At 69.3% G+C, this 24454-nt stretch carries 18 protein-coding genes and 1 pseudogene; 5 read left to right on the forward strand and 14 right to left on the reverse strand.

Annotation, left to right across the window (positions count from 1 at the left end; genetic code table 11):
• Window positions 1-593 precede the first annotated feature (593 nt).
• Both recA and alaS read left to right on the forward strand, forming a co-directional pair.
• Window positions 594-1679 (forward strand): recombinase RecA, encoded by a 1086-nt coding sequence (gene recA, locus HJG44_RS04450; protein ID WP_171217082.1) that lies wholly within the window; start codon window positions 594-596, stop codon window positions 1677-1679.
• 135 nt (window positions 1680-1814) lie between these two features.
• Complete coding sequence (gene alaS / locus HJG44_RS04455; protein ID WP_171217083.1) at window positions 1815-4472, forward strand: alanine--tRNA ligase; 2658 nt, start codon at window positions 1815-1817, stop codon at window positions 4470-4472.
• Between the two features lie 27 nt (window positions 4473-4499).
• Here alaS and hutU read toward each other — a convergent pair whose 3' ends face one another.
• From hutU to HJG44_RS04470, 3 genes and pseudogenes are all read right to left on the reverse strand, one after another.
• Complete coding sequence (hutU, locus tag HJG44_RS04460) at window positions 4500-6167, reverse strand: urocanate hydratase (RefSeq protein ID WP_171217318.1); 1668 nt, start codon at window positions 6165-6167, stop codon at window positions 4500-4502.
• A gap of 95 nt (window positions 6168-6262) precedes the next feature.
• Window positions 6263-7786, reverse strand: a pseudogene (gene hutH, locus HJG44_RS04465) (histidine ammonia-lyase); the annotation flags it as partial.
• A 169-nt stretch (window positions 7787-7955) separates the two neighbouring features.
• Window positions 7956-8501: an adenine phosphoribosyltransferase gene (locus HJG44_RS04470; protein WP_171217085.1), complete on the reverse strand. Its 546-nt coding sequence runs from the start codon at window positions 8499-8501 to the stop codon at window positions 7956-7958.
• A 61-nt stretch (window positions 8502-8562) separates the two neighbouring features.
• Here HJG44_RS04470 and HJG44_RS04475 point away from each other — a divergent pair, with 61 nt between their 5' ends.
• Complete coding sequence (locus HJG44_RS04475) at window positions 8563-8754, forward strand: hypothetical protein (protein ID WP_171217086.1); 192 nt, start codon at window positions 8563-8565, stop codon at window positions 8752-8754.
• Between the two features lie 4 nt (window positions 8755-8758).
• Here the strand turns inward: HJG44_RS04475 and HJG44_RS04480 are convergent, their stop codons facing one another.
• The 8 genes from HJG44_RS04480 to HJG44_RS04515 all read right to left on the reverse strand — a co-directional run bounded on the left by HJG44_RS04480 (window position 8759) and on the right by HJG44_RS04515 (window position 17436).
• Entirely contained in the window at window positions 8759-9634 is an 876-nt protein-coding gene (locus tag HJG44_RS04480; RefSeq protein WP_171217087.1) for an S-methyl-5'-thioadenosine phosphorylase, read from the reverse strand.
• A gap of 77 nt (window positions 9635-9711) precedes the next feature.
• Window positions 9712-10614 carry a cytochrome c1 gene (locus HJG44_RS04485; RefSeq protein WP_171217088.1) on the reverse strand — a complete coding sequence of 301 codons (903 nt, stop codon included), beginning with the start codon at window positions 10612-10614 and terminating at the stop codon, window positions 9712-9714.
• A gap of 31 nt (window positions 10615-10645) precedes the next feature.
• Window positions 10646-11923 (reverse strand): cytochrome b, encoded by a 1278-nt coding sequence (locus HJG44_RS04490; RefSeq protein WP_171217089.1) that lies wholly within the window; start codon window positions 11921-11923, stop codon window positions 10646-10648.
• Between the two features lie 21 nt (window positions 11924-11944).
• The gene (gene petA / locus HJG44_RS04495; protein WP_281411465.1) at window positions 11945-12514 is read right to left on the reverse strand and encodes a ubiquinol-cytochrome c reductase iron-sulfur subunit; all 570 of its coding nucleotides are present in this window, start codon (window positions 12512-12514) and stop codon (window positions 11945-11947) included.
• Window positions 12515-12700: 186 nt separating this feature from the next.
• Window positions 12701-14116, reverse strand: a complete 1416-nt coding sequence (locus HJG44_RS04500) for an MATE family efflux transporter (protein ID WP_171217091.1) — start codon at window positions 14114-14116, stop codon at window positions 12701-12703.
• 48 nt (window positions 14117-14164) lie between these two features.
• On the reverse strand, window positions 14165-16015 hold the full coding sequence (locus HJG44_RS04505; RefSeq protein WP_171217092.1) for an ABC transporter ATP-binding protein: 1851 nt from the start codon (window positions 16013-16015) through the stop codon (window positions 14165-14167).
• An 80-nt stretch (window positions 16016-16095) separates the two neighbouring features.
• Window positions 16096-16518, reverse strand: a complete 423-nt coding sequence (locus tag HJG44_RS04510; RefSeq protein WP_210260898.1) for a nuclear transport factor 2-like protein — start codon at window positions 16516-16518, stop codon at window positions 16096-16098.
• Between the two features lie 60 nt (window positions 16519-16578).
• Complete coding sequence (locus HJG44_RS04515) at window positions 16579-17436, reverse strand: SDR family oxidoreductase (protein ID WP_171217094.1); 858 nt, start codon at window positions 17434-17436, stop codon at window positions 16579-16581.
• 230 nt (window positions 17437-17666) lie between these two features.
• Here HJG44_RS04515 and HJG44_RS04520 point away from each other — a divergent pair, with 230 nt between their 5' ends.
• Window positions 17667-19283 carry a peroxidase family protein gene (locus HJG44_RS04520; RefSeq protein ID WP_171217095.1) on the forward strand — a complete coding sequence of 539 codons (1617 nt, stop codon included), beginning with the start codon at window positions 17667-17669 and terminating at the stop codon, window positions 19281-19283.
• Here HJG44_RS04520 and HJG44_RS04525 read toward each other — a convergent pair.
• From HJG44_RS04525 to HJG44_RS04535, 3 genes are read right to left on the reverse strand one after another with little or no spacing between them, the layout of a single operon-like run.
• Window positions 19280-20224, reverse strand: a complete 945-nt coding sequence (locus tag HJG44_RS04525; protein ID WP_171217096.1) for a serine/threonine dehydratase — start codon at window positions 20222-20224, stop codon at window positions 19280-19282. The genes HJG44_RS04520 and HJG44_RS04525 overlap by 4 nt on opposite strands.
• 45 nt (window positions 20225-20269) lie before the next feature.
• Window positions 20270-21172 carry an aldose 1-epimerase family protein gene (locus tag HJG44_RS04530; protein ID WP_171217097.1) on the reverse strand — a complete coding sequence of 301 codons (903 nt, stop codon included), beginning with the start codon at window positions 21170-21172 and terminating at the stop codon, window positions 20270-20272.
• Between the two features lie 49 nt (window positions 21173-21221).
• Window positions 21222-22394, reverse strand: a complete 1173-nt coding sequence (locus HJG44_RS04535) for a lytic murein transglycosylase (RefSeq protein ID WP_171217098.1) — start codon at window positions 22392-22394, stop codon at window positions 21222-21224.
• A 134-nt stretch (window positions 22395-22528) separates the two neighbouring features.
• Here HJG44_RS04535 and ftsH point away from each other — a divergent pair, with 134 nt between their 5' ends.
• Window positions 22529-24391: an ATP-dependent zinc metalloprotease FtsH gene (gene ftsH / locus HJG44_RS04540; RefSeq protein ID WP_171217319.1), complete on the forward strand. Its 1863-nt coding sequence runs from the start codon at window positions 22529-22531 to the stop codon at window positions 24389-24391.
• The last annotated feature ends 63 nt before the right edge of the window (window positions 24392-24454 follow it).

A 24454-nucleotide genomic window follows, 5' to 3' on the forward strand; every position in this document is an offset into this window, starting at 1 on the left:
GGAAGAGCTTGAATGGGCCGGAATGGGCGAGAGCCCAGGCCGGCTGACGCGGCGCCTGCGGGCGGGTTTCGCGAACCCGCACTCGGGGAGCCGGACCAGCGCCGCCCTCCGGGTAATACGGCCCGGGCGCCAGTGCAGCATGGCTAGTGTTCTCTCCTCCGGCAACGGGCGAGGGGGCGGAAGAGCGGCAGGTCCGGTCCAAAATCGCCGCCCGTGCCGGGAAAACCCGGACGCGGTGCTTGTCGTCTGGATCCTCGGGTCAAGCCCGAGGATGACAGGCGGGCGGGCATCGCGGGGACGCCGAAAGGCTCCTCTAAAAAATTGATCGAGCGTTTCGGCGTCCCACGCCCCTCGACCAATTCACCCGCTCTTTGAAGTCGCCCGTCCTGACCGACCCCGCCCCGGGGAGGGACGGCGCGTGGGCGCTTTCAGGAGAGCGCCCGGAGATGGGCCGCCGCATGGCGCTTCCGGTCTCGAACACCCGCGGGCTCCGACGGGTCCGACCGGGCTTGCAGGATGAGAACAAAACAGGTACATGTGGCGTACAGCTCGCGTTGAGCTGACGCGCCCAGCCTGCCATAAGGACCCGCCCAATGGCTCAGTCAGCCCTTCGGATCGTCGAAAGCCCCTCCATGGACAAGACCAAAGCGCTCGACGCGGCGCTCTCCCAGATCGAGCGCTCGTTCGGCAAGGGCTCGATCATGCGGCTCGGCAAGAACGAGAAGGCGGTCGAGATCGAGACGGTGCCGACCGGCTCGCTGGGCCTGGACATCGCGCTCGGCGTCGGCGGCCTGCCGCGCGGCCGCGTGGTCGAGATCTACGGGCCCGAATCCTCCGGCAAGACCACCCTCGCGCTGCATACGGTCGCGGAGGCGCAGAAGAAGGGCGGCATCTGCGCCTTCATCGACGCCGAGCACGCGCTCGATCCGGTCTATGCCCGCAAGCTCGGCGTGAAGCTCGACGACCTCCTGATCTCGCAGCCCGACACGGGCGAGCAGGCCCTCGAGATCGCCGATACGCTCGTCCGCTCCGGCGCCGTCGATGTGCTCGTGGTCGATTCGGTCGCGGCGCTGACCCCGCGCGCCGAGATCGAGGGCGAGATGGGCGATCTGCAGCCCGGCTCGCAGGCCCGCCTCATGAGCCAGGCGCTGCGCAAGCTCACGGCCTCCATCTCCCGCTCGAAGGCGATGGTCATCTTCATCAACCAGATCCGGATGAAGATCGGCGTCATGTACGGCTCGCCCGAGACCACGACGGGCGGCAACGCGCTCAAGTTCTACGCCTCCGTCCGCCTCGACATCCGCCGCGTCTCGACCCTGAAGGACCGCGACGAGGCGATCGGCAACTCGGTCCGCGTCAAGGTCGTCAAGAACAAGGTCGCGCCGCCCTTCAAGCAGGTCGAGTTCGACATCATGTTCGGCGAGGGCATCTCCAAGGTCGGCGAGCTCATCGACCTCGGCGTGAAGGCCGGCATCGTGGAGAAATCCGGGGCCTGGTTCTCCTTCGACAGCCAGCGCCTGGGCCAGGGCCGCGAGAACGCAAAGACCTTCCTCAAGGAGAACCCGGACATCGCCGGGCGCATCGAGAGCGCGATCCGGCAGAATGCCGGGCTTCTCGCCGAGCGCATCCTGGAGAACGCGACGCCGACGGACGACGATCTCGACGAGGGCCAGCCGTAACCCGGAGCGTCGCGGCCGGGCTCGTCTGGCGGGCGCCGCCACCGCGCCTCGCTCGACAAGCTCCTGACCCGTCACTAGAACTCGGGTCTCTCGGCCGCCGACCGGCGGCCGCACGCATTTCAGGTTCCGCGCGCGATGTCCGGCGTCAACGAGATCAGGTCCACCTTCCTCGACTATTTCGCGAGGAACGGACACGAGGTGGTGGCCTCCTCGCCCCTCGTTCCGCGCAACGACCCGACATTGATGTTCACCAATGCCGGGATGGTCCAGTTCAAGAACGTCTTCACCGGCGTCGAGCGGCGGCCCTACGACCGTGCCGCCACCGCCCAGAAATGCGTGCGCGCGGGCGGCAAGCACAACGATCTCGACAATGTCGGCTACACGGCCCGGCACCACACCTTCTTCGAGATGCTGGGCAACTTCTCCTTCGGCGACTACTTCAAGGACCGCGCGATCGAGCTCGCCTGGAACCTGATCACGAAGGAGTTCGGCCTGCCGAAGGACAAGCTCCTCGTCACGGTCTATGCCGACGACGAGGAAGCCGCGGGGCTCTGGCGCAGGATCGCGGGCTTTCCCGACGAGCGGATCATCCGCATCGGCACCTCGGACAATTTCTGGCAGATGGGCGATACCGGCCCGTGCGGGCCCTGCTCGGAGATCTTCATCGACCAGGGGCCGGCCCTGCAGGGCGGCCCCCCCGGCTCTCCGGACGAGGACGGCGACCGGTTCCTGGAGTTCTGGAACCTCGTCTTCATGCAGTTCGAGCAGGTCGAGCCGGGCAAGCGCATCCCGCTGCCGCGGCCCTCGATCGATACCGGCATGGGCCTGGAGCGGATCGCCGCCATCCTGCAGGGCGTCCACTCGAACTACGATACCGACCTCTTCCGCGCGCTGATCGATGCGGTGGCGCACCAGATCGGCCGCGGCCCCGACGAGGGCACGCGCGCCTCCTACCGGGTCATCGCCGACCATCTGCGCGCCTCGGCCTTCCTCGTCGCCGACGGGGTGCTGCCGTCCAACGAGGGCCGCGGCTACGTGCTCCGCCGCATCATGCGCCGGGCCATGCGGCACGCCCAGCTCCTCGGGTCGCGCGAGCCGCTGATGTGGCGCCTCGTCCCGGCGCTCACGCGCGAGATGGGCCAGGCCTATCCGGAACTGATGCGCGCGGAGCCGCTCATCGTCGAGACGCTGCGGCTCGAGGAAACGCGCTTCCGGCGCACGCTCGAGCGCGGCCTTGCGATCCTGGAAGACGAGACCCGCGGGCTCGGCCCCGGCCAGTCCCTGTCCGGCGAGACGGCCTTCACGCTCTACGACACCTACGGCTTCCCGCTCGACCTCACCCAGGACGCGCTCAAGGCGCGCGGCATCGGCGTCGACACGGAGGGCTTCAAGGCCGCGATGGAGCGCCAGCGCGAGAAGGCCCGCGCCGCCTGGGCCGGGTCGGGCGAGGCCGCGACCGACGCCGTGTGGTTCTCGCTCCGCGAGCGGGTCGGCGCCACCGAGTTCCTCGGCTACGACACCGAGAGCGCCGAGGGCGTGGTCACGGCGCTCCTCAAGGACGGCCGGGAGGTCGAGGCCCTGTCGGCCGGCGAGACGGGCCTCGTCGTCGTCAACCAGACGCCCTTCTACGGCCAGTCGGGCGGTCAGGTCGGCGATACGGGCCAGATCCGCGCAGCCGGCCTGCTGGTCCAGGTCGCCGATACGGAGCGCAAGCTCGGGGACGTCTTCGTCCATCATGCGGCGGTGGAGGAGGGGACGCTGCGGGTCGGCGCCGCCGTCGAGCTTCATGTCGATTCCCGGCGCCGATCGGCGATCCGGGGGCACCATTCGGCGACGCATCTCCTGCACGAGGCGCTTCGCCGCGTGCTCGGCGATCACGTCGCCCAGAAAGGCTCGCTGGTCGAAGCCGAGCGGCTGCGTTTCGATTTCAGCCACCCGAAGCCGATGACCGAAGCCGAGATCCGCGAGGTCGAGGACATCGCCAACCGGCTCGTTCTCCAGAACGAGCCGGTCGTGACGCGGCTGATGGCGGTCGACGAGGCGGTCGCTTCCGGCGCGCGCGCCCTGTTCGGCGAGAAATACGGCGACGAGGTCCGGGTCGTGTCGATGGGCACGGATCGCGAGGCCGGCGGCAGGTCGTTCTCGGTCGAGCTCTGCGGCGGCACGCATGTCGGGCGCACCGGCGATATCGGGCTCATCGCCATCGTGTCGGAAGGCGCGGTCGCGGCGGGCGTGCGCCGCATTGAGGCGCTGACCGGGGAGGCGGCGCGGCGCCATCTGGCGGGCGAGAGCCGGACGCTGCGCGAGATCGCGGGCCTTCTGAAGGTGCCGGTCGCGGAGGCGCCCGAGCGGCTCGCGGCGCTGGTCGAGGAGCGCCGCCGGCTCGAGCGCGAGGCCGCGGAGCTCCGCCGCAAGCTCGCCATGGGCGGCGGGGGCGGCGGCTCGGCCGACGAGATCCGCGAGGTGAGCGGGGTGAGATACCTCGCCAAGGTCCTGCGGGACGTGCCCGCGAAGGACCTGAGGCCGCTCGTGGACGAGGCGAAGAAGCGCGTCGGGTCGGGCGTGGTCGCCTTCGTGGCCGTGGACAAGGACGAGCGGGCCTCCATCATCGTCGGCGTGACCCAGGACCAGGTCGCGAACCGCAACGCCGTCGATCTCGTGCGGGCCGGCGCTGCCGCGCTCGGCGGCAAGGGGGGCGGAGGACGGCCCGACATGGCCCAGGCGGGCGGGCCGGACGGAGCTCAGGCCGAGGCGGCCCTCAAGGCCGTCGAGGCGGCGCTCGCGGCCGCCTGACGGGCAGAGGCGGGCGCGACGGCCTTTTCAGCCGAGGCTCGGCAGGTTGAGGCCGTGCTCTCGGGCGCAGGCGACGGCGTCGTCGTAGCCGGCATCGGCGTGGCGCATGACGCCGGTGGCGGGGTCGTTCCACAGCACGCGCTCGATGCGCATGGCGGCTTCGGGGGTGCCGTCGCAGACGATCACCATGCCGGAATGCTGCGAGAAGCCCATGCCGACGCCGCCGCCATGGTGCAGCGAGACCCAGGTCGCGCCCGAGGCGCAGTTGAGGAGCGCGTTCAGCAGCGGCCAGTCCGAGACTGCATCGGAGCCGTCCCGCATCGCCTCCGTCTCGCGGTTGGGCGAGGCGACCGAGCCCGAATCGAGATGGTCGCGGCCGATCACGACCGGCGCCTTCAGCTCGCCCCTGGCGACCATCTCGTTGAAGGCGAGGCCGAGCCGGTGGCGGTCCCCGAGCCCGACCCAGCAGATGCGCGCCGGGAGACCCTGGAACTTGATCCGCTCCTTCGCCATGTCGAGCCAGTTGTGGAGATGGCTGGCGCCCGGCATCAGCTCCTTCACCTTGGCGTCGGTGCGGTAGATGTCCTCCGGATCGCCCGAGAGCGCGCACCAGCGGAACGGCCCGACGCCGCGGCAGAAGAGCGGGCGGATATAGGCCGGCACGAAGCCCGGGAAGTCGAAGGCGTCGGCCACGCCCTCCTCGAAGGCCATCTGGCGGATGTTGTTGCCGTAATCGACCACCGGCACGCCCATGCGATGGAAGTCGAGCATGGCCCGGACATGCTCGGCCATGGAACGCTTGGCAGCCTTCGTGACGCCCGAAGGATCGCGCTCGCGCGCCTCCTCCCATTGCGCGACGCTCCAGCCTTTCGGCAGGTAGCCGTTGACCGGGTCATGCGCCGAGGTCTGGTCGGTGACGCAGTCGGGCCTGACGCCGCGCCGGACGAGCTCGGGGAGGATCTCCGCCGCGTTGCCGAGAAGCGCGACCGAAAGCGGCTTCTTCGCCGCGCAGCTCCGCTCCACGATGGCGAGCGCATCGTCGAGGTCGCGGGCCTGCACGTCCACGTAGCCGGTGCGGAGGCGCATCTCGATCCGGCTCGCCTGGCATTCGATGGCGAGGCATGAGGCGCCCGCCATGGTCGCAGCGAGCGGCTGCGCCCCGCCCATGCCGCCGAGCCCGGCCGTCAGGATCCAGCGGCCGGCGAGGCTGCCGCCGTAATGCCGGCGGCCCATCTCCACGAAGGTCTCGTAGGTGCCCTGAACGATGCCCTGCGAGCCGATATAGATCCAGGAGCCGGCCGTCATCTGGCCGTACATCATGAGACCCTTGCGATCGAGCTCGTGGAAATGCTCCCAGGTCGCCCAGTGCGGCACGAGATTCGAGTTCGCGATCAGCACGCGCGGTGCGTCCGCATGGGTGCGGAACACCCCGACCGGCTTGCCGGACTGGACGAGCAGCGTCTCGTCCGCCTCGAGCCGCTTCAGGGCCGCCACGATCCGGTCGAAGCTCGCCCAGTCGCGCGCCGCCCGCCCGATCCCGCCATAGACGACGAGCTCGCCCGGCCGCTCCGCCACGTCCGGATCGAGGTTGTTCATCAGCATGCGGAGCGGCGCCTCGGTCAACCAGCTCTTCGCCTCGATCTCCGGGCCGTGCTTCGCCCGGATCACGCGGGCATTGTCGAGGCGGGGGGGCAGCGTGCTCATGCTAGGCTCTTCGGGGGAACGGCAGGAGAAGGCGGCGGCGGCGCGCTCCGAGGCTGGAGGCGTTCAGCTTCGGGGAGGTTCGGGTCGTCCACGGCCGGCAATCGACAGGCGACGGCCCTGGCGAGCTCACCGCTGCGGACGAGTTCCGCCGCCGCCGCGATGTCCGGCGCGAAGAAGCGGTCCTCGACGAGGGGCGGCACGGCTTCGCGCAAGCGTGAGAGCGCCGCCTCGAGCGCCGGGCTCGACGCCAGGGGGCGGCGGAACTCGCAGCCCTGGGCTGCCGCCAGCAGCTCGATCGCGACGACCTGGGCGGCGTTCTCCGCCATGGGCAGGAGGCGGCGCGCGCCATGCGCCGCCATGGAGACGTGGTCTTCCTGATTGGCCGAGGTCGGTATGGAATCGACGCTTGCCGGATAGGCGCGCTGCTTGTTCTCCGAGACGAGCGCGGCCGCCGTCACCTGCGGGATCATGAAGCCGGAATTCAGCCCGGGCCTCGGTGTCAGGAAGGCAGGAAGGCCGGACAGCACCGGATCGACCAGCATTGCGATCCGCCGCTCGGCGAGCGAGCCGATCTCGCACAAGGCCATGGCGATCATGTCGGCCGCGAAGGCCACCGGCTCGGCATGGAAATTTCCGCCCGAGAGGACCTCGGCGGTGTCGACGAGGACGAGCGGGTTGTCGGAGACGCCGTTCGCCTCGGTCGCCAGCGTGACCGCCGCCTGGCGCAGGAGGTCGAGGCAGGCGCCCATCACCTGCGGCTGGCAGCGCAGGCAATAGGGATCCTGGACACGGTCGTCGCCCGTGAGATGCGAGGCGCGGATCTCGCTCCCCCTCATCAGCTCGCGGAGCGCGGCCGCGATCTCCGCCTGGCCGCGATGGCCGCGGAGCGCCTGGATGCGGGCATCGAAGGGCGTGTCGGAGCCGCGCGCCGCATCGGTCGTGAGCGCGCCGGTCACGAGCGATGCCTGGAGGACGCCCTCCGCGCGGAACAGGCCCGCGAGCGCGAGCGCGGTCGAGAATTGCGTGCCGTTGAGGAGGGCCAGACCCTCCTTGGCGCCGAGCCCGAGAGGCGGCAGCCCGAGCGCGGCAAGGCCCGCATCGGCCGGAACGACGGCGCCCTCGCGCCAGAAGGAGCCCGAGCCCATCAGCGCCGCCACCATATGGGCGAGAGGGGCGAGGTCGCCCGAGGCGCCGACCGATCCCTGGCCCGGGATCACGGGCAGGATGCCCGTCTCGAGGCAGCGCGTGAGATAGGAGAGGGTGCTCCATCGGATGCCGGAGGCGCCCTGGGCGAGGCTCGCGACCTTGAGCGCCATCATGAGGCGGGTCACGGCCGGATCGATCGGCTCCCCGACCCCGGCCGCATGCGACAGGACGATGTTGCGCTGGAGCGTCTCGAGATCGGCGCGATCGATGCGGACGCTCGCGAGCTTCCCGAACCCGGTATTCACGCCGTAGACGGGATTTCCTTTCCGGACGATCCCGCCGATCACGGCGGCGGAGGCGTCGACCGCCTCCCGGCAGCCCTCGTCGAGCCGCACCTCCGCGCCGAGATACACCTCGCGCCAGGCGGAGAGGGGGACCGATCCAGGTCTTAGCGAGACCGGCATGGCACGCTCTCCTCGTTGCGCTCGAGAAGGCGCCGAAGGCGGTCGGACAGGCGCGGATCGTCGGCGTCATTGCGCCGCGACATGCGAAGCGCGCGGCGTCCTGGCTTGGGGAACTCGACGGCCATGATCTTGCCTCCCCGAAGGTGTCCTTCGAGCTCCTGGCGACCGTTCAATGCCCCTCGAAGCTCATGAGCGTGCGCACCTCGAGGCCCGCGTCGCGCAGCTTATCCGCTCCCCGGAGCTCGGGCAGGTCGATCACGAAGCAGGCTGCGATCACCTCCGCCCCGATTTGCCGCAGCAGCTTCACGGCGGCGAGCGCCGTGCCTCCCGTCGCGATCAGGTCGTCGACCAGGATCACGCGCTCGCCCTTGACGAGCGCGTCGGCATGCATCTCGATCTCGTCCTCGCCGTATTCCAGCAGGTAGGAGACCCGTACGGTCTTGTGCGGCAGCTTTCCCTTCTTGCGGATCGGCACGAACCCGGCCGAGAGCTGATGGGCCACGGCTCCCCCCAGGATGAAGCCCCGCGCCTCGATGCCGGCGACCTTGTCGGCCTTGCCGCCCGCATAGGGATGGACGAGCTCGTCGACCGCGCGGCGGAACGCTCCCGCGTCGCCCAGGAGGGTCGTGATGTCCCGGAACATCACCCCGGGCTTCGGATAATCCGGGATGGTGCGGATGGCGTCGCGCAGGTCGCGGGGGAGGAGCTGGTGCATGGCGGCGCTACGGATGCCAAAGTCATGCCCCGCGTCAACCCGAGCCGGAGCCATCGCGCCGATGAACGGATCCAACAATCCCGTCACCCTGGTCGATATCGACGTGCCCTTCGGCCGGCTCGTCGCCTTCTTCGTCAAGGCGAGCCTCGCGGCCATCCCGGCCGCGATCATCGTCTGGGTGATCCTGTGGCTGATCGCGGCGGTCGTCTGGGGCCTGCTCGGGTTGTCGTTCTTCAGGCCTTTCCAGATCTAACGGCTCAGGCCCGCAGCACGCGCCCGGCGACCGCATCGAGCTTGGCGAGGAGGGCCGGATCGCGCGCGGCGGGCGCGGTCATGATGGCGTGGTCCAGGGCCCGGTCGGACTTCGCGGGGCATGGTTCCCGCTCGGCCGGGAAGTCGCGCGCGAGGCGGGCGACCAGGCGGGCAGCGTTGCCCGCATTCGCCTTCGCGACCGCGATGATGTCGGACACCTCGACCGCATGGTGCTCCGGGTGCCAGCAATCGTAGTCCGTCACCATGGCGACTGTCGCATAGGTGATCTCGGCCTCGCGCGCGAGCTTCGCCTCCGGCATGTTGGTCATGCCGATCACGTCGTAGCCTGCCGCCTTGTAGGACAGCGACTCGGAGAGGCTGGAGAATTGCGGCCCCTCCATGCACAGATAGGTCCCGCCCCGCGCCACATCGATGCCTTCGGCGGCGGCGGCCTCCGCGATCCGCTGCTGCAGGCGAGGCCCGACCGGATGCGCCATGGAGACATGGGCGACGCAGCCCTGGCCGAAGAAGGAACTCTCCCTCTTGTAGGTCCGGTCGACGAACTGGTCGACGAGGACGAAGCGCCCGGGCGGCAGCTCCTGCTTGAAGGAGCCGCAGGCGGAGATCGAGACGAGGTCGGTCACGCCGGCCCGCTTCAGGACGTCGATATTCGCCCTGTAATTGATATCGGACGGGGCGTAGCGGTGGCCGCGGCCGTGCCGGGGCAGGAAGACGACGGTAGTCCGCCCGAGGCGGCCGATCCGCAGCGCATCCGAGGGCTCGCCCCAGGGCGAGGCGATCCGCTCCTCCCGGATCTCCTCCATCCCGGGCAGGTCGTAGACGCCCGAGCCGCCGATCACGCCGAGGATGGCCTTTGTCATGTCCGCCCCAAAACGAAGATGGCCGGGTTTGTCCCGGCCATCGCGATCGAAAGCAAGCTTCGGGCTGACCGCAAGCGTCAGCCCGTCGGTCCGAGCGGCGCCGTGCCGGGCGCGCCTTCGGCCTCGCCGCCGACCTGCGCCCAGACCTTCTTCTTCACGTAGTACATCAGGTACGAGAACACCGCGAGGAAGATGATGACCATGAAGCCCATGCGCTTGCGCTGCTCGAGCGCGGGCTCGGCGGTCCACATCAGGAAGGCCGCGAGGTCCTTCGAGTACTGCTCGACGGTCTCCGGGACGGGGGAGCGGCCGTCGGGCCCCTTCGGATACTCGACCTGCCCGTCGGAGAGCGGGTTCGGCATCGCGATGACGTGGCCGGGGAAGTACTTGTTGTAATGCCCGCCCGGCGGGACCGTGAAGCCGGCCGGCGGCTCCTCGTAGCCCGTCAGGAGCGCGTGGATGTAGTCCGGCCCGTGCTCCTGGTACTGGAGGAACGGGATCACGTCGACGATGAACCAGGGGAAGCCGCGCTCGAAGCCGCGCGCCTTGGCGATCACCTGCAACGGGGGCGGCGCCTTGCCGCCATTCGCCGCGGCCGCCGCGTTCTCGTTCGGGAACGGGGGCGGAATGAAGTCGGCCGGCCGCCCGGGACGCTCGAACATCTCGCCCGCGTCGTTCGGGCCGTCCTGAACCTTGTACTCGGCCGCGAGCGCCGTGACCTGGGCCACCGAGAACTGGGGCCCGCCGTTCTGGGCCAGCGTGCGGAACGGGATCTTGAGCTGGTGGCAGGCCTGGCAAACCTCCCGGTAGACCTTGAAGCCGCGCTGCAGCTGGGCCCGGTCGAAAGTCCCGAAGACGCCGGCGAAGGTCCAGCTCTGGCGCGGCGGGTTCGGCGTGCCTTCGGCCGCCTGGACGGTCGCCGCACCGGCGAGGGTCCCCACCGCGAGGGCTGCGGCGAGAAGGGCGTGTCTGGTGTTCATCTGGATGTGAGCCCCGAGATCTCGATGCCGGTCAGCCGCGGGTCGACGGTTCGGCCGCCGCGCCGACCGGCATGCCTGCTCCGCCCTTCTTGCCGAGCACCGTCTCGGCGATGGAGGAGGGAAGCGGCTTCGGGGTCTCGAACAGCCCGAGGAGCGGCAGGACGACGAGGAAGTGGATGAAGTACCAGGCGGTGCAGATGCGGGCCGCGATCACGTAGCCGCCCTCCGGCGGCTTGGCGCCGAGCCAGCCGAGCAGCACGCACACGATCACGAACACCCAGAAGAACTGCCGGTACAGCGGCCGGTAGTTCGCCGAGCGGACGCGCGAGGTGTCGAGCCACGGCACGAGCGCCAGGACGACGATGGCGCCGAACATCGCGATCACGCCGCCGAGCTTGTCCGGGATCGCGCGCAGGATCGCGTAGAAGGGCAGGAAGTACCATTCCGGCACGATATGCGCCGGGGTGACCGCCGGGTTCGCCGGGATGTAGTTGTCCGCATGGCCGAGATAGTTCGGCAGGAAGAACACCCACCAGGCGAAGAACATCATGAAGACGACGGTCGCGAACAGGTCCTTGACCGTCGCGTAGGGCGTGAACGGAACGGCGTCCTTGCCCGACTTGATCGGGATGCCGGCCGGGTTGTTCTGGCCGACCACGTGCAGGGCCCAGATGTGCAGGACGACGACGCCCGCGATCATGAAGGGCAGCAGGTAATGCAGCGCGAAGAAGCGGTTCAGCGTGGGATTGCCGACCGAGTAGCCCCCCCATAGCAGCGAGACGATCGTGTCGCCGACCACCGGGACGGCCGAGAACAGGTTGGTGATGACCGTGGCGCCCCAGAAGCTCATCTGGCCCCAGGGCAGCACGTAGCCCATGAAGGCGGTCGCCATCATCAGGATGAAGATGATGATGCCGAGGAGATAGAGCACCTCGCGCGGCGCCTTGTACGAGCCGTAATAGAGGTTGCGGAAGATGTGGATGTAGACGGCGATGAAGAACATCGACGCGCCGTTGGCGTGCAGGTAGCGCAGCAGCCAGCCGTAGTTCACGTCGCGCATGATGGCCTCGACCGAATCGAAGGCCAGGTTCGCATGCGGCACGTAATGCATCGCGAGCCAGACGCCCGTGACGATCTGGGCGGCCAGCATGAAGATCAGGATGGCCCCGAAGGTCCAGAAATAGGTCAGGTTGCGCGGGACCGGGAAGGCGATGAAGGAGGAATGGACGAGTCCCGCCAGCGGCAGCCGGCTTTCGAACCACTTCGCGAAGCGGCTCTTGGGAACATACGTGGTCGCGTGCTGGCTCATGACGTCGCCCTGGTCTCGATCTTACGCGTGTGCAGCTTTGGGGGCGGCGTTCGATTCCTCGCCGATCCGGATCTTCGTGTCCGACACGAAGGTATAGGGCGGGACGGGGAGGTTGATCGGCGCCGGGCCGCCGCGGACGCGTCCCGAGGTGTCGAAGACCGAGCCGTGGCACGGGCAGAACCAGCCGTGGAACGGGCCCTCGTTGCCCAGCGGCACGCAGCCGAGATGGGTGCAGTTGCCGTAGACCACGAGAATGTTCGGATGGCCCTCCTTCACGCGGGCGGAATCGGGCTGCGGGTCGGGCAGGCTGGCGAGATTGACGTCCTGCGCCGCCTTGATCTCCTCCTCCGTCCTGTTCCTGACGAAGATGAGCTTGCCGCGCCAGAACACCTTGACGATCTGACCGGGAGAGATCGGCGCGAGGTCCACCTCGACCGGGGCTCCGGCCGCGACCGTCTGGGCATCGGGCGCCAGCGAGGCGACGAAGGGCCAGGCGAGCGCCCCGACACCCACGGCGCCGACCGCTCCGGTCGCGATCATCATGAAGTCCCGTCGGGTGTGTTGCGGCGCTCCGGTTGCGGTCGTGGCCAAGTCTCGGCTCCAGGCGGGATCGTTCAAGAACAGGCGGGACGGCTGCGCGTTTCCGGCTGCCGAGCTTGGCCCCGAGAAGCATTGCCGCGCGAACGCGTGCAATGCGACCCGGGGTCGCCCGCGGCGGCTGTTTGGCATAGCTCCAAAGCGGTGTCCACGCCCGTGCGGCGCTTCCTCGGCGGCGGCTCACATGGCGCGGCGAGGCGGAACGAGACCGCGGCGCTCGCGCGCCCCCCAGCGCTGAAGATGGAGGAGCGACACCGCCGCAAGCCCGACGGCGAGGCCGATCCAGAGCCCGGCGCCGCCCAGGCCGCCCGGAAAGGCGAGCGCAAGGCCGACGGGGGTTCCGACACCCCAGTAGCCGAGGGCGGCGTTGAGCATCGGGCGTCGCGTGTCCTTCAGCCCGCGCAGCATCCCGGCGGCGACCACCTGGGCGCCGTCCGCCAGCTGGAACACGGCTGCGAAGAACAGGAACTGGACGGCCAGCGCGATGACCGGCCCGTTGGCGGCGAGTCCCGGGTCGAGAAAGGCGCGGACGAGATGCCCCGGAGCCGCGACCAGCAGGAGGGCCGTGAGCGTGCCGAAGCACATGGCGATCCCGAACGCGGCCCAGCCCGCCCGCCCGATGCCCTCCCGGTCCCGCGCCCCGAGCGCGTGCCCGACCCGGATCGTCGCCGCCTGCGCGATCCCGAGCGGGACCATGAAGCAGAGCGCGGAGATCTGCAGCGCGACCGTATGCGCGGCGAGCTCGGTGGTGCCGATCACGCCCATGACCAGGCCGGATCCCCCGAAGAACGCCACTTCGAAGGCGAGCGTGGCCGAGATCGGCATGCCGATGCGCCAGATCGCTCGAAAGCGGTTCCAATCGGCGCGCCAGAGCCTGCCGAAGATATGATAGCGGCGGAAGCGGCGGTCTGTGACCGCGACGAACCCGAGCGCCGCGAAGCCGAGCGTCGCCGTGATCGTCGTCGCGATCCCCGCCCCGACGAGCCCGAGCGCGGGTGCGCCCAACCTGCCGAAGATCAGCATCCAGGCGAGAAGCAGGTTGAGCGGCAGTCCGGCCAAGGCGACCGCAAGGCCCCAGCCGGGCCGGCCGAGCGCGGCCATGAAGAGGCGAAGGACCACGAAAGCGAGGTTCGGCAGGAGAGCCCATTGCAGGGCGCGGAGGTACTCGCCGGCGGCCGCCGCCAGCTTCGCTTCCTGCCCGAAGGCGCGCAGCAGCATCTCGCCCTGGTACAGAACCATCCAGGCCGGGATGCAGATCGCCAGCGCGACCCAGAGTCCTTGGCGTACGGTCCGGCGGATCTCGCGCACGGCATGGCGGCAGCGGCCGTATTCCGCCGCCACGAGCGGAGATACGGCGTTCACCAGCCCGATCGAGCTGATCATCACGGCGTGGAACAGGTTGGTGCCGAGCGCAGCCGCCGCGAGCGGCTCGGGTCCCAGGCGTCCCACCAGAATGACGTCGATCGTCGCCATCCCGGTTACGGCGAGGTTGGAGAGGACCATCGGCCAGGCGAGCGCGAGGGTCGCAGCCACCTCCGTGCCCCATGCCGTCCGCCGTCCCGGCCGCGCGCGTCCCTCCCCTTCTGGCTTCGTCATGGGGCGGCGTGTAGCCGCCGGGCGGGCCCCCGGCCAGCGCGGGCGCTGTTATTCCGCCGCGACCTGATCGACCTCGCCCAGGAAGCCGCCTGACTGCCGCCGCCACAGTCGCGCATAGAGCCCGCCGCGCGCGAGGAGTTCGGCGTGGCTGCCTTCCTCCACCACCCGGCCGGCCTGGAGGACGACCAGCCGGTCGAGCGCGGCGATCGTCGAGAGCCGATGCGCGATCGCGAGCACGGTCTTGCCCTCCATCAGGCTCGTCAGCGCGTCCTGGATCGCGGCCTCGACCTCCGAATCGAGTGCGGATGTCGCCTCGTCCAGGATCAGGATGGGCGCGTTCTTCAGGATCACGCGGGCGATGGCGATGCGCTGCCTCTGGCCTCCCGACAGTTTCACGCCCCGCTCGCCGACCTGGGCGTCGTAGCCGCGCCGGCCCTTGTGGTCCTCCAGGTCGCGGATGAAGGCGTCCGCATGGGCGAGCCGCGCGGCCTCCTCGATCTCGGCCTCGCTCGCGCCGGGCCGTCCATAGGCGATGTTCTCGCGGATGGAGCGGTGCAGGAGCGAGGTGTCCTGGGTGACGACGCCGATCTGCCGGCGCAGCGAATCCTGCGTCACGGCCGCGATGTCCTGCCCGTCGATCAGGATGCGGCCGCTCTCGACGTCGTGCAGCCGGAGCAGGAGCGAGGTGATGGTCGTCTTGCCCGCGCCGCTCGGACCGACGAGGCCGACCTTCTCGCCGGGCCGGATCGTGAGGTTCAGGTCCTCGAGGATGCCCGCCTCGCGCCCGTAGTTGAACGAGACGTTCTCGAACCGGATCTCGCCGGCCCGGACCACGAGCGGCCGGGCGTCCGGCCGGTCGACCAGCCCGTGCGGGCGGGCGATCGTCGCCATCGATTCCTGCACGACGCCGATATTCTCGAAGATCCCGCGGACCGTCTGCATCACCCAGCCGGACATCGCCAGGATCCGCATGACGAGCGCGAGTCCCGCGGCGGCATCGCCGCTCGTCATCTGCCCTCGCGACCAGAGGAGGAGGGACAGTCCGGCAGTCGCGGCGAGCAGGGCGCTGTTCATGACCGACAGCACGCCCGTGACGCCGGTGATCAGCCGCATCAGGTCGAGGAATGCGGCCATCCAGCGGGCGAGCGCCTCGCGGACGGAGGAGCGCTCCTCCTCGCCGCGGGCGAAGAGCTTCACGGTGAGGATGTTCGTGTAGCTGTCCACCACGCGGCCGACCATCACGGAGCGTGCATCCGCATTGGCGAGCGAGCGCTCCTGCGCCCGCGGGACGAAGTAGCGCAGGAGCGCGAGATAGGCCGCGATCCAGGCAAGCATCGGCAGCGCGAGCCACAGGCTGATGGAACTGAATAGTCCCAAGGCGGCCAGGGCGAAGACGGCGACGTAGACGAGCGTGTCGAGGATCGTGACCGCGATCTCCCGGATCGCGGGTCCGGTCTGCGTGATCCGGTTTGCGAGCCGGCCGGCGAAATCGCCCTGGAAATACGAGAGGGAGTGGCCGAGCGTGTACAGATGCGTCCGCCAGCGGATCATCGTGGTCGATTGCGGCACGACGATCTGGTTCGACACGTATTCGTGGGCGGTGTGGAGGACAGGCCGGACCGCCAGGACGAGAACCGCGACGGCAGCGAGGGCCATCCCGTGCTCGGCCAGGATGCGGTCCGGCGACGACGTCGCCAGGATGTTCACGAACCAGCCGATGAGGAGATAGAGGCCGGATTCGAGCATGCCGACCGTGAGCGACAGGCCCAGCAGCACCAGGAGCCAGAATCGGATCGGCCTGAGATAGTGCCAGGCGAAGCGGCCGACGGTGGTCGGCGGCATCTCGCCCTCGGGAAATGGAGCGAAGGGCTCGATCAGCGTCTCGGGACGGCGGAACATGACGGCTCTTATCTGCCCGCGCGGCAGATCACTTCAACGCCGGGCTGCCTCCCGCGTTCGTCCCGGCCGCCGGCAGCCGGTCACATCGGCGCGCGCAGTCCCGCCGCAAGCGGCCGCGATCGGCGGAAGCTCGCGATGCGGGTGATGCGCCCATCCGGGTCGAAGGCGAGCAGGAGGGTGAGAAGCTCGCCCGTTCCGTCCCGCAGGACCAGCGACGCGGAAGCCCGATCGCCCAGGGCGCTCACGAGCTCCAGCTCGCCCACCCTCGCCCTGATCTCCGGACAGGCGGCCAGGAACTCGTCGCGGCTTCGGTACAGCACGCCTCCCGGCGCGCCGCCCTTCGTGACCGGCACCTCGACCTGGAGGTCGGCGGTCATGCTCCTCCTCATGGCGTCGAGGTCGGTCCGGTTCCAGTGCCGAAGAAGCTCGACCGCCCAGGCGTCGTCTCCGGGGGGCTTGCGTTCCGCGTTCAGCTCCGCTCCTCCCCCGGCCGCAACTGCCAAGCTAGGGGGGTGTATCCTCGGACGCAACCGGCTTCGCGCGACGAGGCTTCCGGCGATCGCTCAAATGATGGGCTTGCCGCCCGTTACGGCGACCATCGTGCCCGAAACGTAGCTCGCCTCGTCGCTCGCGAGCATGACGTAGACCGGCGCGAGCTCGACCGGCTGACCGGGCCGCTTCATGGGGACCTGCTGTCCGAAGTTCTTCACCTTCTCGGCCGGCATGGTGGACGGGATCAGGGGTGTCCAGATCGGCCCCGGCGCGACGGAGTTCGCCCGGATGCCCTTCTCGGCCAGCATCTGCGACAGGCTCGCGGTGAAGTTCTCGATGGCTCCCTTCGTGGCCGCGTAGTGCAGCAGCTGTGGGCTCGGATTGTCGGCATTCACCGAGGCCGTGTTGATGATGGAGGCGCCGGACTTCATGTGCGGGAGCGCCGCCTTGGTGATGGTGAACATCGCGATGATGTTCGTCTTGAAGGTGAGCTCCACCTCCTCGTCCGTCAGCTCCTCGATGGTTTGCACCGTGCTCTGGTGCGCGGCGTTGTTCACCAGGATCTCGATCCCGCCGAAGGCGTCGACCGTCTTCTGCACGATGTCGCGGCAATGCTGGGGCTGCGAGATGTCGCCGGGCAGGAGCAGAACCCGGCGGCCGGCTTCCTCGACGTGGCGGGCCGTGTCCTGCGCGTCCTCGTGCTCGTCCAGATAGGAGATCGCGACGTCGGCGCCTTCCCGGGCGAAGGCGATCGCGACCGCGCGCCCGATACCCGAATCGCCGCCCGTGATGAGCGCGCGCTTGCCGGCGAGCCGGCCGTGGCCCTTGTAGCTCGTCTCGCCGTGGTCGGGCACCGGCTTCATGACATCGGTGCGGCCGGGCATCGGCTGGCTCTGATCGGGGAAGGGAGGCCTGGGATAGTCGGGCATGGTCCGTCGCATCTGCTGACCTGCCGGCGCGGCAGATCGTCGAGGCGATAACGGCCTGACGCGGTGCGGGTTGCGGCCGGGTTCTGGGCACGTTGCGGGCGGGTAATGGGCTGGTCTTGGGCGGGTTGCGGCGGGGTTGCGGGTCGTCGCCCCGGCCGCACAGCTCTTGACATTCCGCGGCGGCAATATGCAACCTGAAGGTGCATGTTCTCTCATGCCGGATGGCCGCCATGGATGTCACCAAACCCGTCGTCACCACGCCGACGCTCCCCAAGGTCCATGGCCGCCGGCCTCCGCGGGGGCTGGAAAGCACGCCCTCGTCGCCGCACGCGCTCGGCCGGTTCGGCCGCATGTTCCGCAACCTCCCGGTGTTCGAGCAGGATCCGGCCGACCTCGTCGCCCTGGCTGACACGATGATCGATGCGCGCGGCCCCGACGAGCCGGTCGATCTTCCCCTCGGTGCGGCGGACGAGGACGAAAACACGAAGATCGCGTCGGGCTATACCTATCTCGGCCAGTTCATCGACCACGACATCACCTTCGATCCGGTGTCGAGTCTGCAGCGGCAGAACGATCCGGATGCGCTCGAGGACTTCCGCACGCCGCGCTTCGACCTGGATTCGATCTACGCGCGCGGCCCGGCGGACCAGCCTTATCTTTACGAGGCGGACGGGTTGCGTTTCGTGCTCGGCGAGACGGTGTCCGAGGACCAGCTCTTCGCCGGGCCCGACCTGCCGCGGAACCAGCCTTCCACGGGCGAGCGGCGCGCCTTGATCGGGGATCCGCGCAACGACGAGAACCTGATCGTCTCGCAACTCCACTGCACCTTCCTGAGATTCCACAACCGCATGGTGGACCTTGTCGCGGAGGAACTGAGGGCGCGTCGCGGCGACGACACTCCTGCGCCTGCGGCGGACATCTTCAAGGAGGCACAGCGGCGCGTGCGCTGGCACTACCAGTGGGTGGTCCTGTGGGACTTCCTCCCGCGCGTGCTCGGCGGCCGCGCGGACGGCGCGGGCAGGGACCTGGTCGAGGAGATTCTCGCGCCCGCCGACGGAAGCGCTGGTGCGACGCCGCGGCTCCGCTTCTATGACCTCCACCGCGAGCCCTTCATCCCGGTCGAGTTCTCGGTCGCGGCCTACCGGTTCGGACATTCGATGGTGCGGCCCACCTATTTCTTCAACGACCGCGTGCGCGGCTTCACGCAGGATGCGCATGGGCGCATCCAGGATCCGGCCCAGAGGCTGAACACGCCGATCCGCACGCCGATCTTCTCGCTCGATTTCGGGGACCCTCTCGCGCACATGAACGGGTTCCGTCCGCTGCCTGGGGAGTGGGGCTTCGAGTGGAAGTACTTCTTCGATATGGGCGCGACAGAGGCGGGATTGCCGCAGCCGAGCTACAGGATCGACGCGGTCCTGGCGGAACCGCTCAGGAATCTTCCGGACAAGGTCGCCTCGGGCGACAGTCCCTTCTCGCTGGCGGAGCGGAACCTCCTGCGCGGGCGCGCTCTCGGCCTTCCGTCTGGCGAGAGCGTCGCGCGGGCGATGGGAGAGACGCCGCTCAGCCCTGACGACCTCGGGATCGACCAGCCCTCGCTCAGGGGCAACAGCCCGCTCTGGTACTACATCCTCAAGGAGGCCGAACTCGAGGCCGGCGGTGAGCATCTCGGCCCCGTGGGCGGCCGCATCGTGGCGGAAACCTTCATCGGCCTTCTCTGGGGCGACCCTCTTTCTTTTCTGAGAGTCGAGCCGGCCTGGACGCCGGAACTGGCGGTCCGGGGCACGTTCGGGATGCCGGAACTGATCGCCTTCGCGGTGCCTGAGCAGGCACCAGCGGTTACCTAGACCGCGATCTCGGCGAGACCGCGCGCGTCGATGTTGGTGCCGCACAGAAGCACGCCGATGCGCTCGCGGGCGGACGGCCGGTAGGCGCCGGACAGGAGGGCGGCCGTCGCGGCTGCGCCGCCCGGTTCGGCCGCGATGCGGAACTCCTGCCAGAGCCGGCGCTGCGCATCCCGGATCGCCGCGTCGCTCACGAGCACCACCTGGTCGACCGTGTCGCGGCAGGTCCCGTACACGAGCTCCCCGACGTTGCGGGCCCCGAGCGAATCGGCGGCGACCGAGTTCACCTCGACATCGGCCGCTCCACCTGCCGCGAGCGCCGCGTGCAGGGCCCGCGAGCCCTCCGGTTCCACGCCCACCACCCGAATGGTCGTACCGGCCCACCAGGTTGCGATCCCGCCGATGAGGCCGCCCCCGCCGACCGCGACGAGAACCGTGTCGAGCTCCGGCGCCTGCTCGTCCCATTCCAGGGCGACGGTGCCCTGTCCCGCCATCGTCGCGGGCGCGCTGAAGGGGTGGATCAGGAGCGCGCCGCTGCCCGCGGCATGCCGGTCGCAGGCGGCCTGGGCATCGGCGTAGCGCTCGCCGGCGATCACGATCTCCGCGCCGCAGCGGCGGATGAGCGCGATCTTGGCGGCGGAGGCGATTTTGGGCACGAAGATGCGGGCCGGGATGTCGAGTTCCCGAGCCGCAAAGGCGACAGCCGCGCCATGGTTGCCGCCGGAGGCCGCCGTGACACCGGCAGCCGGAATTGGCTGCGACAGGAGCGAGTTGAAGGCGCCCCGGGTCTTGAACGAGCCTGCATGCTGCAGAAATTCCAGCTTGAGGCTCACCGGGCCGTCATGGCCGAGCTCCCCGGGCACGAGGTCGAGGACGGGAGTGCGCCGGATGCGCGGCCGGATGCGATCGAAGGCGGCGCGGATATCGGATCGGGACAGGTTCATGCCGGACCTGTAGGGCCGCCAACCGGCACGGGCCAGCGCCGGGGATCAGCCCCGGCCCCGCTCCCAGCGCAGGGTGACGGCATGCCGCCCGGTTTGACGGGGCCGCAGATTCGTCATGGAGGCGCGCTCGCCGAGCTGCCCGGAGGCGTCCTCCCAGTCGGCGTGGCCGGACCAGCATTCGAGCGACAGGAAGGGCGCGGTCGGGCGCGACCAGACCGCGAGATGGGGAAAGCCCTCCGTCTGCATCAGGATCGCGGCGCCATCGGGGGCTTCGAAGCGCATCCAGCGGCTCTTCGCATCGAGGAACACCATCGCCTCGGCGAAAAGCTCGGGCGAGAGCGGCAGCTTCCGGCCGTTCATCGGCACGCGCCGGGAGCGCCGGGCCAGCAGACCGCCCGCCGCGACCTCGGGGACGAGGTCGCTCTCCTCCGCCTCGAAGACCACGCGGTGCCCACCCTTGCCGGTTCCGGAAAGCGGCCACGGGAAGGCCGGATGGAAGCCGATGGCGTAGGGTAGGTCACGGTCGCCGGTGTTGGTGACCTCCAGGCCGAGCCTCAGCGAATCCGGCCCTAGCCGGTAGCAGGCGTCGAGCTCGAACTCGAACGGATAGTGCTCCCGCGTGGCCTCGCTGTCGCACAGCCGAAGGCGGGCGCTAGCTCCATTCTGCTCGATGAGCCGGAAGGCCGCGCGCCGCGCAAAGCCGTGCTGGGGCATGGGGAAGAACTCGTCCGCCACCTGCACGACGCCGCCGGACGAAGCGCCGACGCGCGGGAAGAGGATCGGCGCATGGAACTCCCAGTGCTGCGGGTCGCCGCGCCAGAGCAGCTCGCGCCAGTCCACTTGCCATGAGACGGACTCCGCGCCGCGGAGCGCGATGGCGGTGGTCGTGTCTCCGGCCGCGAGGTGGATCAACTCGGCGGCCGTTCGGGTGCGGTTCCACTCGGGCATAGCGCGGCATCGCCGGGCTTTCGGCCGGCGTCAAGCGCAGCCGGAGGTCTCACCGGAGCGCCTGGAGGACCCGTCCACCCGGGCGGCCGGTCGGCTTCATGCCGAGCTGGCGCTCGATATCCTTGATGGCCTCGCGCGTCTTCTGCCCGACGCGGCCGTCCGGCTCTCCGACGTCGTAGCCGCGCGCCGTCAGCTTCTGCTGCAGGATCCGGCGCTCGGCCCGCGACAGCGGCGGATCGTCGGTGGGCCAGGCGGTCTGGATGCCCGGCCTTCCCTTCAGCCGGTCCGACAGGATCGAGATCGCGAGCGCGTAGGAATCGGCTCCGTTGTAAGAGTAGGCGCAGTCGTAGTTCTTGAACACCAGGAAGGCGGGCCCGTCCCGGCCGGCCGGCATGATGAGCCCGGCTTTGCCGGATCCGCTGAGGGCGGCGCCGTTGACCTTCCTCAGGCCGCGCGCCGTCCAGAACGAGACCGGGTGCTTGCTGGTCCGGCCGGTCGGGCCGGAATAGCCGTCCGGCACCCGGACCTCGTAGCCCCAGGTGTTTCCGGTCTGCCATCCGGCCTTGGCCATGAAGTTCGCGGTCGAGTGGAGCGCGTCCGCGACGGAGTTCACGAGGTCGCGGCGGCCGTCGCCGTCGCCGTCGACCGCAAGGCGGAGATAGGTCGAGGGAATGAACTGCGTGTGCCCGAAGGCGCCGGCCCAGGAGCCCTTGAGGTCGCGCGCCTCCAGGTCGCCGCGCTCGATGATCCGCAGCGTCGAGACGAACTCGTCGCGGAAGAAGCCCTGCCGACGCGGCGCGTAGCAGGCGCCGGTCGCAAGCGCCTGGACGAGCGGCATCGTGCCGCCGGCCTTGCCGTAGTCGCTTTCCACGCCCCAGACCGCCACGATCGTGTGCCGGTCGACGCCGAAGCGCGCCTCGGCTGCGGCGAGGATCGGCGCGTAGCGGCGCAGCATTTGCTGGCCTTCCGCCACCTTCTCCTCGTCGTTCAGGGTCGCGAGATAGTCCCAGATCGGCGTCTTGAACTCCGGCTGATTGTTCATCAGCTCAATGACCTTCATGTCGGGTTCCAGGCCGCGCGTGGCACGGTCGAAGGTGGAGCCGGATACGCCCTTCGCGGTGGCAGCGGCTTTGAGCCCAGACAGGCAGGTGTCGAAATTGGCTAGGGCCGGCAGTGTCGACAGGCAGGTCGCGACGAGGATCGCGGCCGAACGGGTCAGCATCGGTCGGGGCTCCGGGTTGGTGGCCCGATCAATGCAGCCTTTCGTGGTTAATCTTTGATGAGCGGAGCGGCCGTCTTGCCAGCTGCGGCCGAGCTTCCCACCTGTGGCCGGAATACCGCAGCCGAGATCGCATGATGGCCCGAGCACCGGTGACGCCCAAGGACCCGAAGACCTTCCACGTCTCGTACTGGCTGATCGCATTCCTGGGCGTGATGCTGATCCAGTACATCTATGCGGGCTATTCCCAGGTTGCGAACATTCCCTACAGCCAGTTCGAGCAGCTGCTGCGCGACGGCAAGGTGGCCGAGATCGGCGTCTCGGACCGGTTCATCCAGGGCAAGCTGAAGGAGCCGCTCGACGGCAAGAGCGTGTTCGTCACGACGCGGGTCGATCCGCAATTCGCCGACGAACTCGCGAAGTACAATGTCCGCTACACCGGGCAGATCGAGAGCACCTTCCTGCGGGACCTTCTGTCCTGGGTGCTGCCCGTGCTCCTGTTCTTCGGCATCTGGGCCTATCTCGGCCGGCGCATAGCGCAGGGGCTCGGCGGCCCAGGCGGCCTGATGGCCATCGGCAAGTCGAAGGCACGGGTCTATGTCGAATCCGACACCGGGGTGACGTTCGCGGACGTCGCCGGCGTTGACGAGGCCAAGGAGGAACTGCGGGAGATCGTCGAATTCCTGAAGGATCCGGAACGCTACGGCCGGCTCGGCGGCCGAATGCCGAAGGGCGTGCTGCTCGTCGGTCCGCCCGGGACGGGCAAGACGCTGCTCGCCAAGGCGGTGGCCGGCGAGGCAGGTGTTCCGTTCTTCACCATCTCGGGTTCGGAATTCGTCGAGATGTTCGTCGGCGTGGGCGCCGCGCGCGTCCGCGACCTGTTCGAGCAGGCCAGGCAGAAGGCGCCCGCGATCATCTTCATCGACGAACTCGACGCGCTTGGCCGGGCCCGCGGCATCGGTCCATATGCGGGCGGTACGAGCGAAAGCGAGCAGACGCTGAACCAGCTCCTGGTCGAGCTCGACGGGTTCGACAGCCGCACGGGCCTGGTCCTCCTTGGCGCGACGAACCGGCCTGAGATCCTCGATCCGGCGCTGCTGCGCGCCGGCCGCTTCGACCGCCAGGTGCTGGTGGACCGGCCCGACAAGAAGGGCCGCATCGACATCCTGCACGTCCACATGAAGAAGGCGAAACTCGCGCCGGACGTCGACGCCGAGAAGGTGGCGGCGCTCACACCCGGCTTCACAGGTGCCGACCTCGCCAACCTCGTCAACGAGGCGACGCTGCTCGCCACCCGGCGCGGCGCGGAAGCCGTCACCATGGCGGATTTCGGCAATGCCGTGGAACGGATCGTCGCCGGGCTGGAGAAGCGCAACCGCCTTCTTAATGCGCGCGAACGGGAGATCGTCGCCTATCACGAGATGGGCCATGCCCTCGTGGCGCTGTCGCTACCGGGCTCCGACCCGGTCCACAAAGTCTCGATCATCCCGCGCGGGATCGGGGCGCTGGGCTACACGATACAGCTTCCGACCGAGGACCGCTTCTTGATGACCCGCGAGGAACTGGAGAACAAGATGGCCGTCCTGCTTGGCGGGCGCGCGGCCGAGCTCGTCGTATTCGGCCACTACTCGACCGGCGCCGCCGACGATCTCCGTCGCGTCACAGACATCGCACGCTCCATGGTCACCCGCTACGGCATGTCGCCGAGGCTCGGGAGCGTCGCCTACGAGCGCGATGCCCGCGGGTTCCTGCAGGGGCCGGACCTTCCAGCGATGCCGCGGGAGCGCGATTTTGGCGAGGAGACGGGCAATGCGATCGACGAGGAGGTGAAGTCGATCGTGCAGACCGCCCTCGACAGGACGGTTGCGATCCTCAAGGAGAAGCGCGACGTCCTGGAACGCTGCGCGCGGCGGCTGCTGGAGAAAGAGACGCTGGACGAGAAGGAACTCGCGGCGCTGGTCGGAGTGCCGCCGGCGCGCCTGCCGCACGCGGCCGAGTGAAGCGCTTGCCGGCTGGTCAGGCGTTTCAGTGCGGACCCTGCCGGCGGCCGAGTGCCCATGTCA

The sequence above is a fragment of the Enterovirga aerilata genome, from assembly GCF_013044135.1.
Lineage (GTDB): Bacteria > Pseudomonadota > Alphaproteobacteria > Rhizobiales > Beijerinckiaceae > Enterovirga > Enterovirga aerilata.

What these genes read in the sequence shown, in the direction of transcription:
- HJG44_RS04500 (WP_171217091.1), bottom strand. Translation starts at nt 14,116, where the DNA reads ATGACGAAGCCAGAAGGGGAGGGACGCGCGCGGCCGGGACGGCGGACG.
- HJG44_RS04485 (WP_171217088.1), bottom strand. Translation starts at nt 10,614, where the DNA reads ATGAACACCAGACACGCCCTTCTCGCCGCAGCCCTCGCGGTGGGGACC.
- HJG44_RS04470 (WP_171217085.1), bottom strand. Translation starts at nt 8,501, where the DNA reads ATGCACCAGCTCCTCCCCCGCGACCTGCGCGACGCCATCCGCACCATC.
- HJG44_RS04475 (WP_171217086.1), top strand. Translation starts at nt 8,563, where the DNA reads ATGAACGGATCCAACAATCCCGTCACCCTGGTCGATATCGACGTGCCC.
- ftsH (WP_171217319.1), top strand. Translation starts at nt 22,529, where the DNA reads ATGGCCCGAGCACCGGTGACGCCCAAGGACCCGAAGACCTTCCACGTC.
- HJG44_RS04520 (WP_171217095.1), top strand. Translation starts at nt 17,667, where the DNA reads ATGGATGTCACCAAACCCGTCGTCACCACGCCGACGCTCCCCAAGGTC.
- HJG44_RS04535 (WP_171217098.1), bottom strand. Translation starts at nt 22,394, where the DNA reads ATGCTGACCCGTTCGGCCGCGATCCTCGTCGCGACCTGCCTGTCGACA.
- HJG44_RS04530 (WP_171217097.1), bottom strand. Translation starts at nt 21,172, where the DNA reads ATGCCCGAGTGGAACCGCACCCGAACGGCCGCCGAGTTGATCCACCTC.
- HJG44_RS04480 (WP_171217087.1), bottom strand. Translation starts at nt 9,634, where the DNA reads ATGACAAAGGCCATCCTCGGCGTGATCGGCGGCTCGGGCGTCTACGAC.
- alaS (WP_171217083.1), top strand. Translation starts at nt 1,815, where the DNA reads ATGTCCGGCGTCAACGAGATCAGGTCCACCTTCCTCGACTATTTCGCG.
- recA (WP_171217082.1), top strand. Translation starts at nt 594, where the DNA reads ATGGCTCAGTCAGCCCTTCGGATCGTCGAAAGCCCCTCCATGGACAAG.
- HJG44_RS04525 (WP_171217096.1), bottom strand. Translation starts at nt 20,224, where the DNA reads ATGAACCTGTCCCGATCCGATATCCGCGCCGCCTTCGATCGCATCCGG.
- HJG44_RS04490 (WP_171217089.1), bottom strand. Translation starts at nt 11,923, where the DNA reads ATGAGCCAGCACGCGACCACGTATGTTCCCAAGAGCCGCTTCGCGAAG.
- HJG44_RS04515 (WP_171217094.1), bottom strand. Translation starts at nt 17,436, where the DNA reads ATGCCCGACTATCCCAGGCCTCCCTTCCCCGATCAGAGCCAGCCGATG.
- HJG44_RS04505 (WP_171217092.1), bottom strand. Translation starts at nt 16,015, where the DNA reads ATGTTCCGCCGTCCCGAGACGCTGATCGAGCCCTTCGCTCCATTTCCC.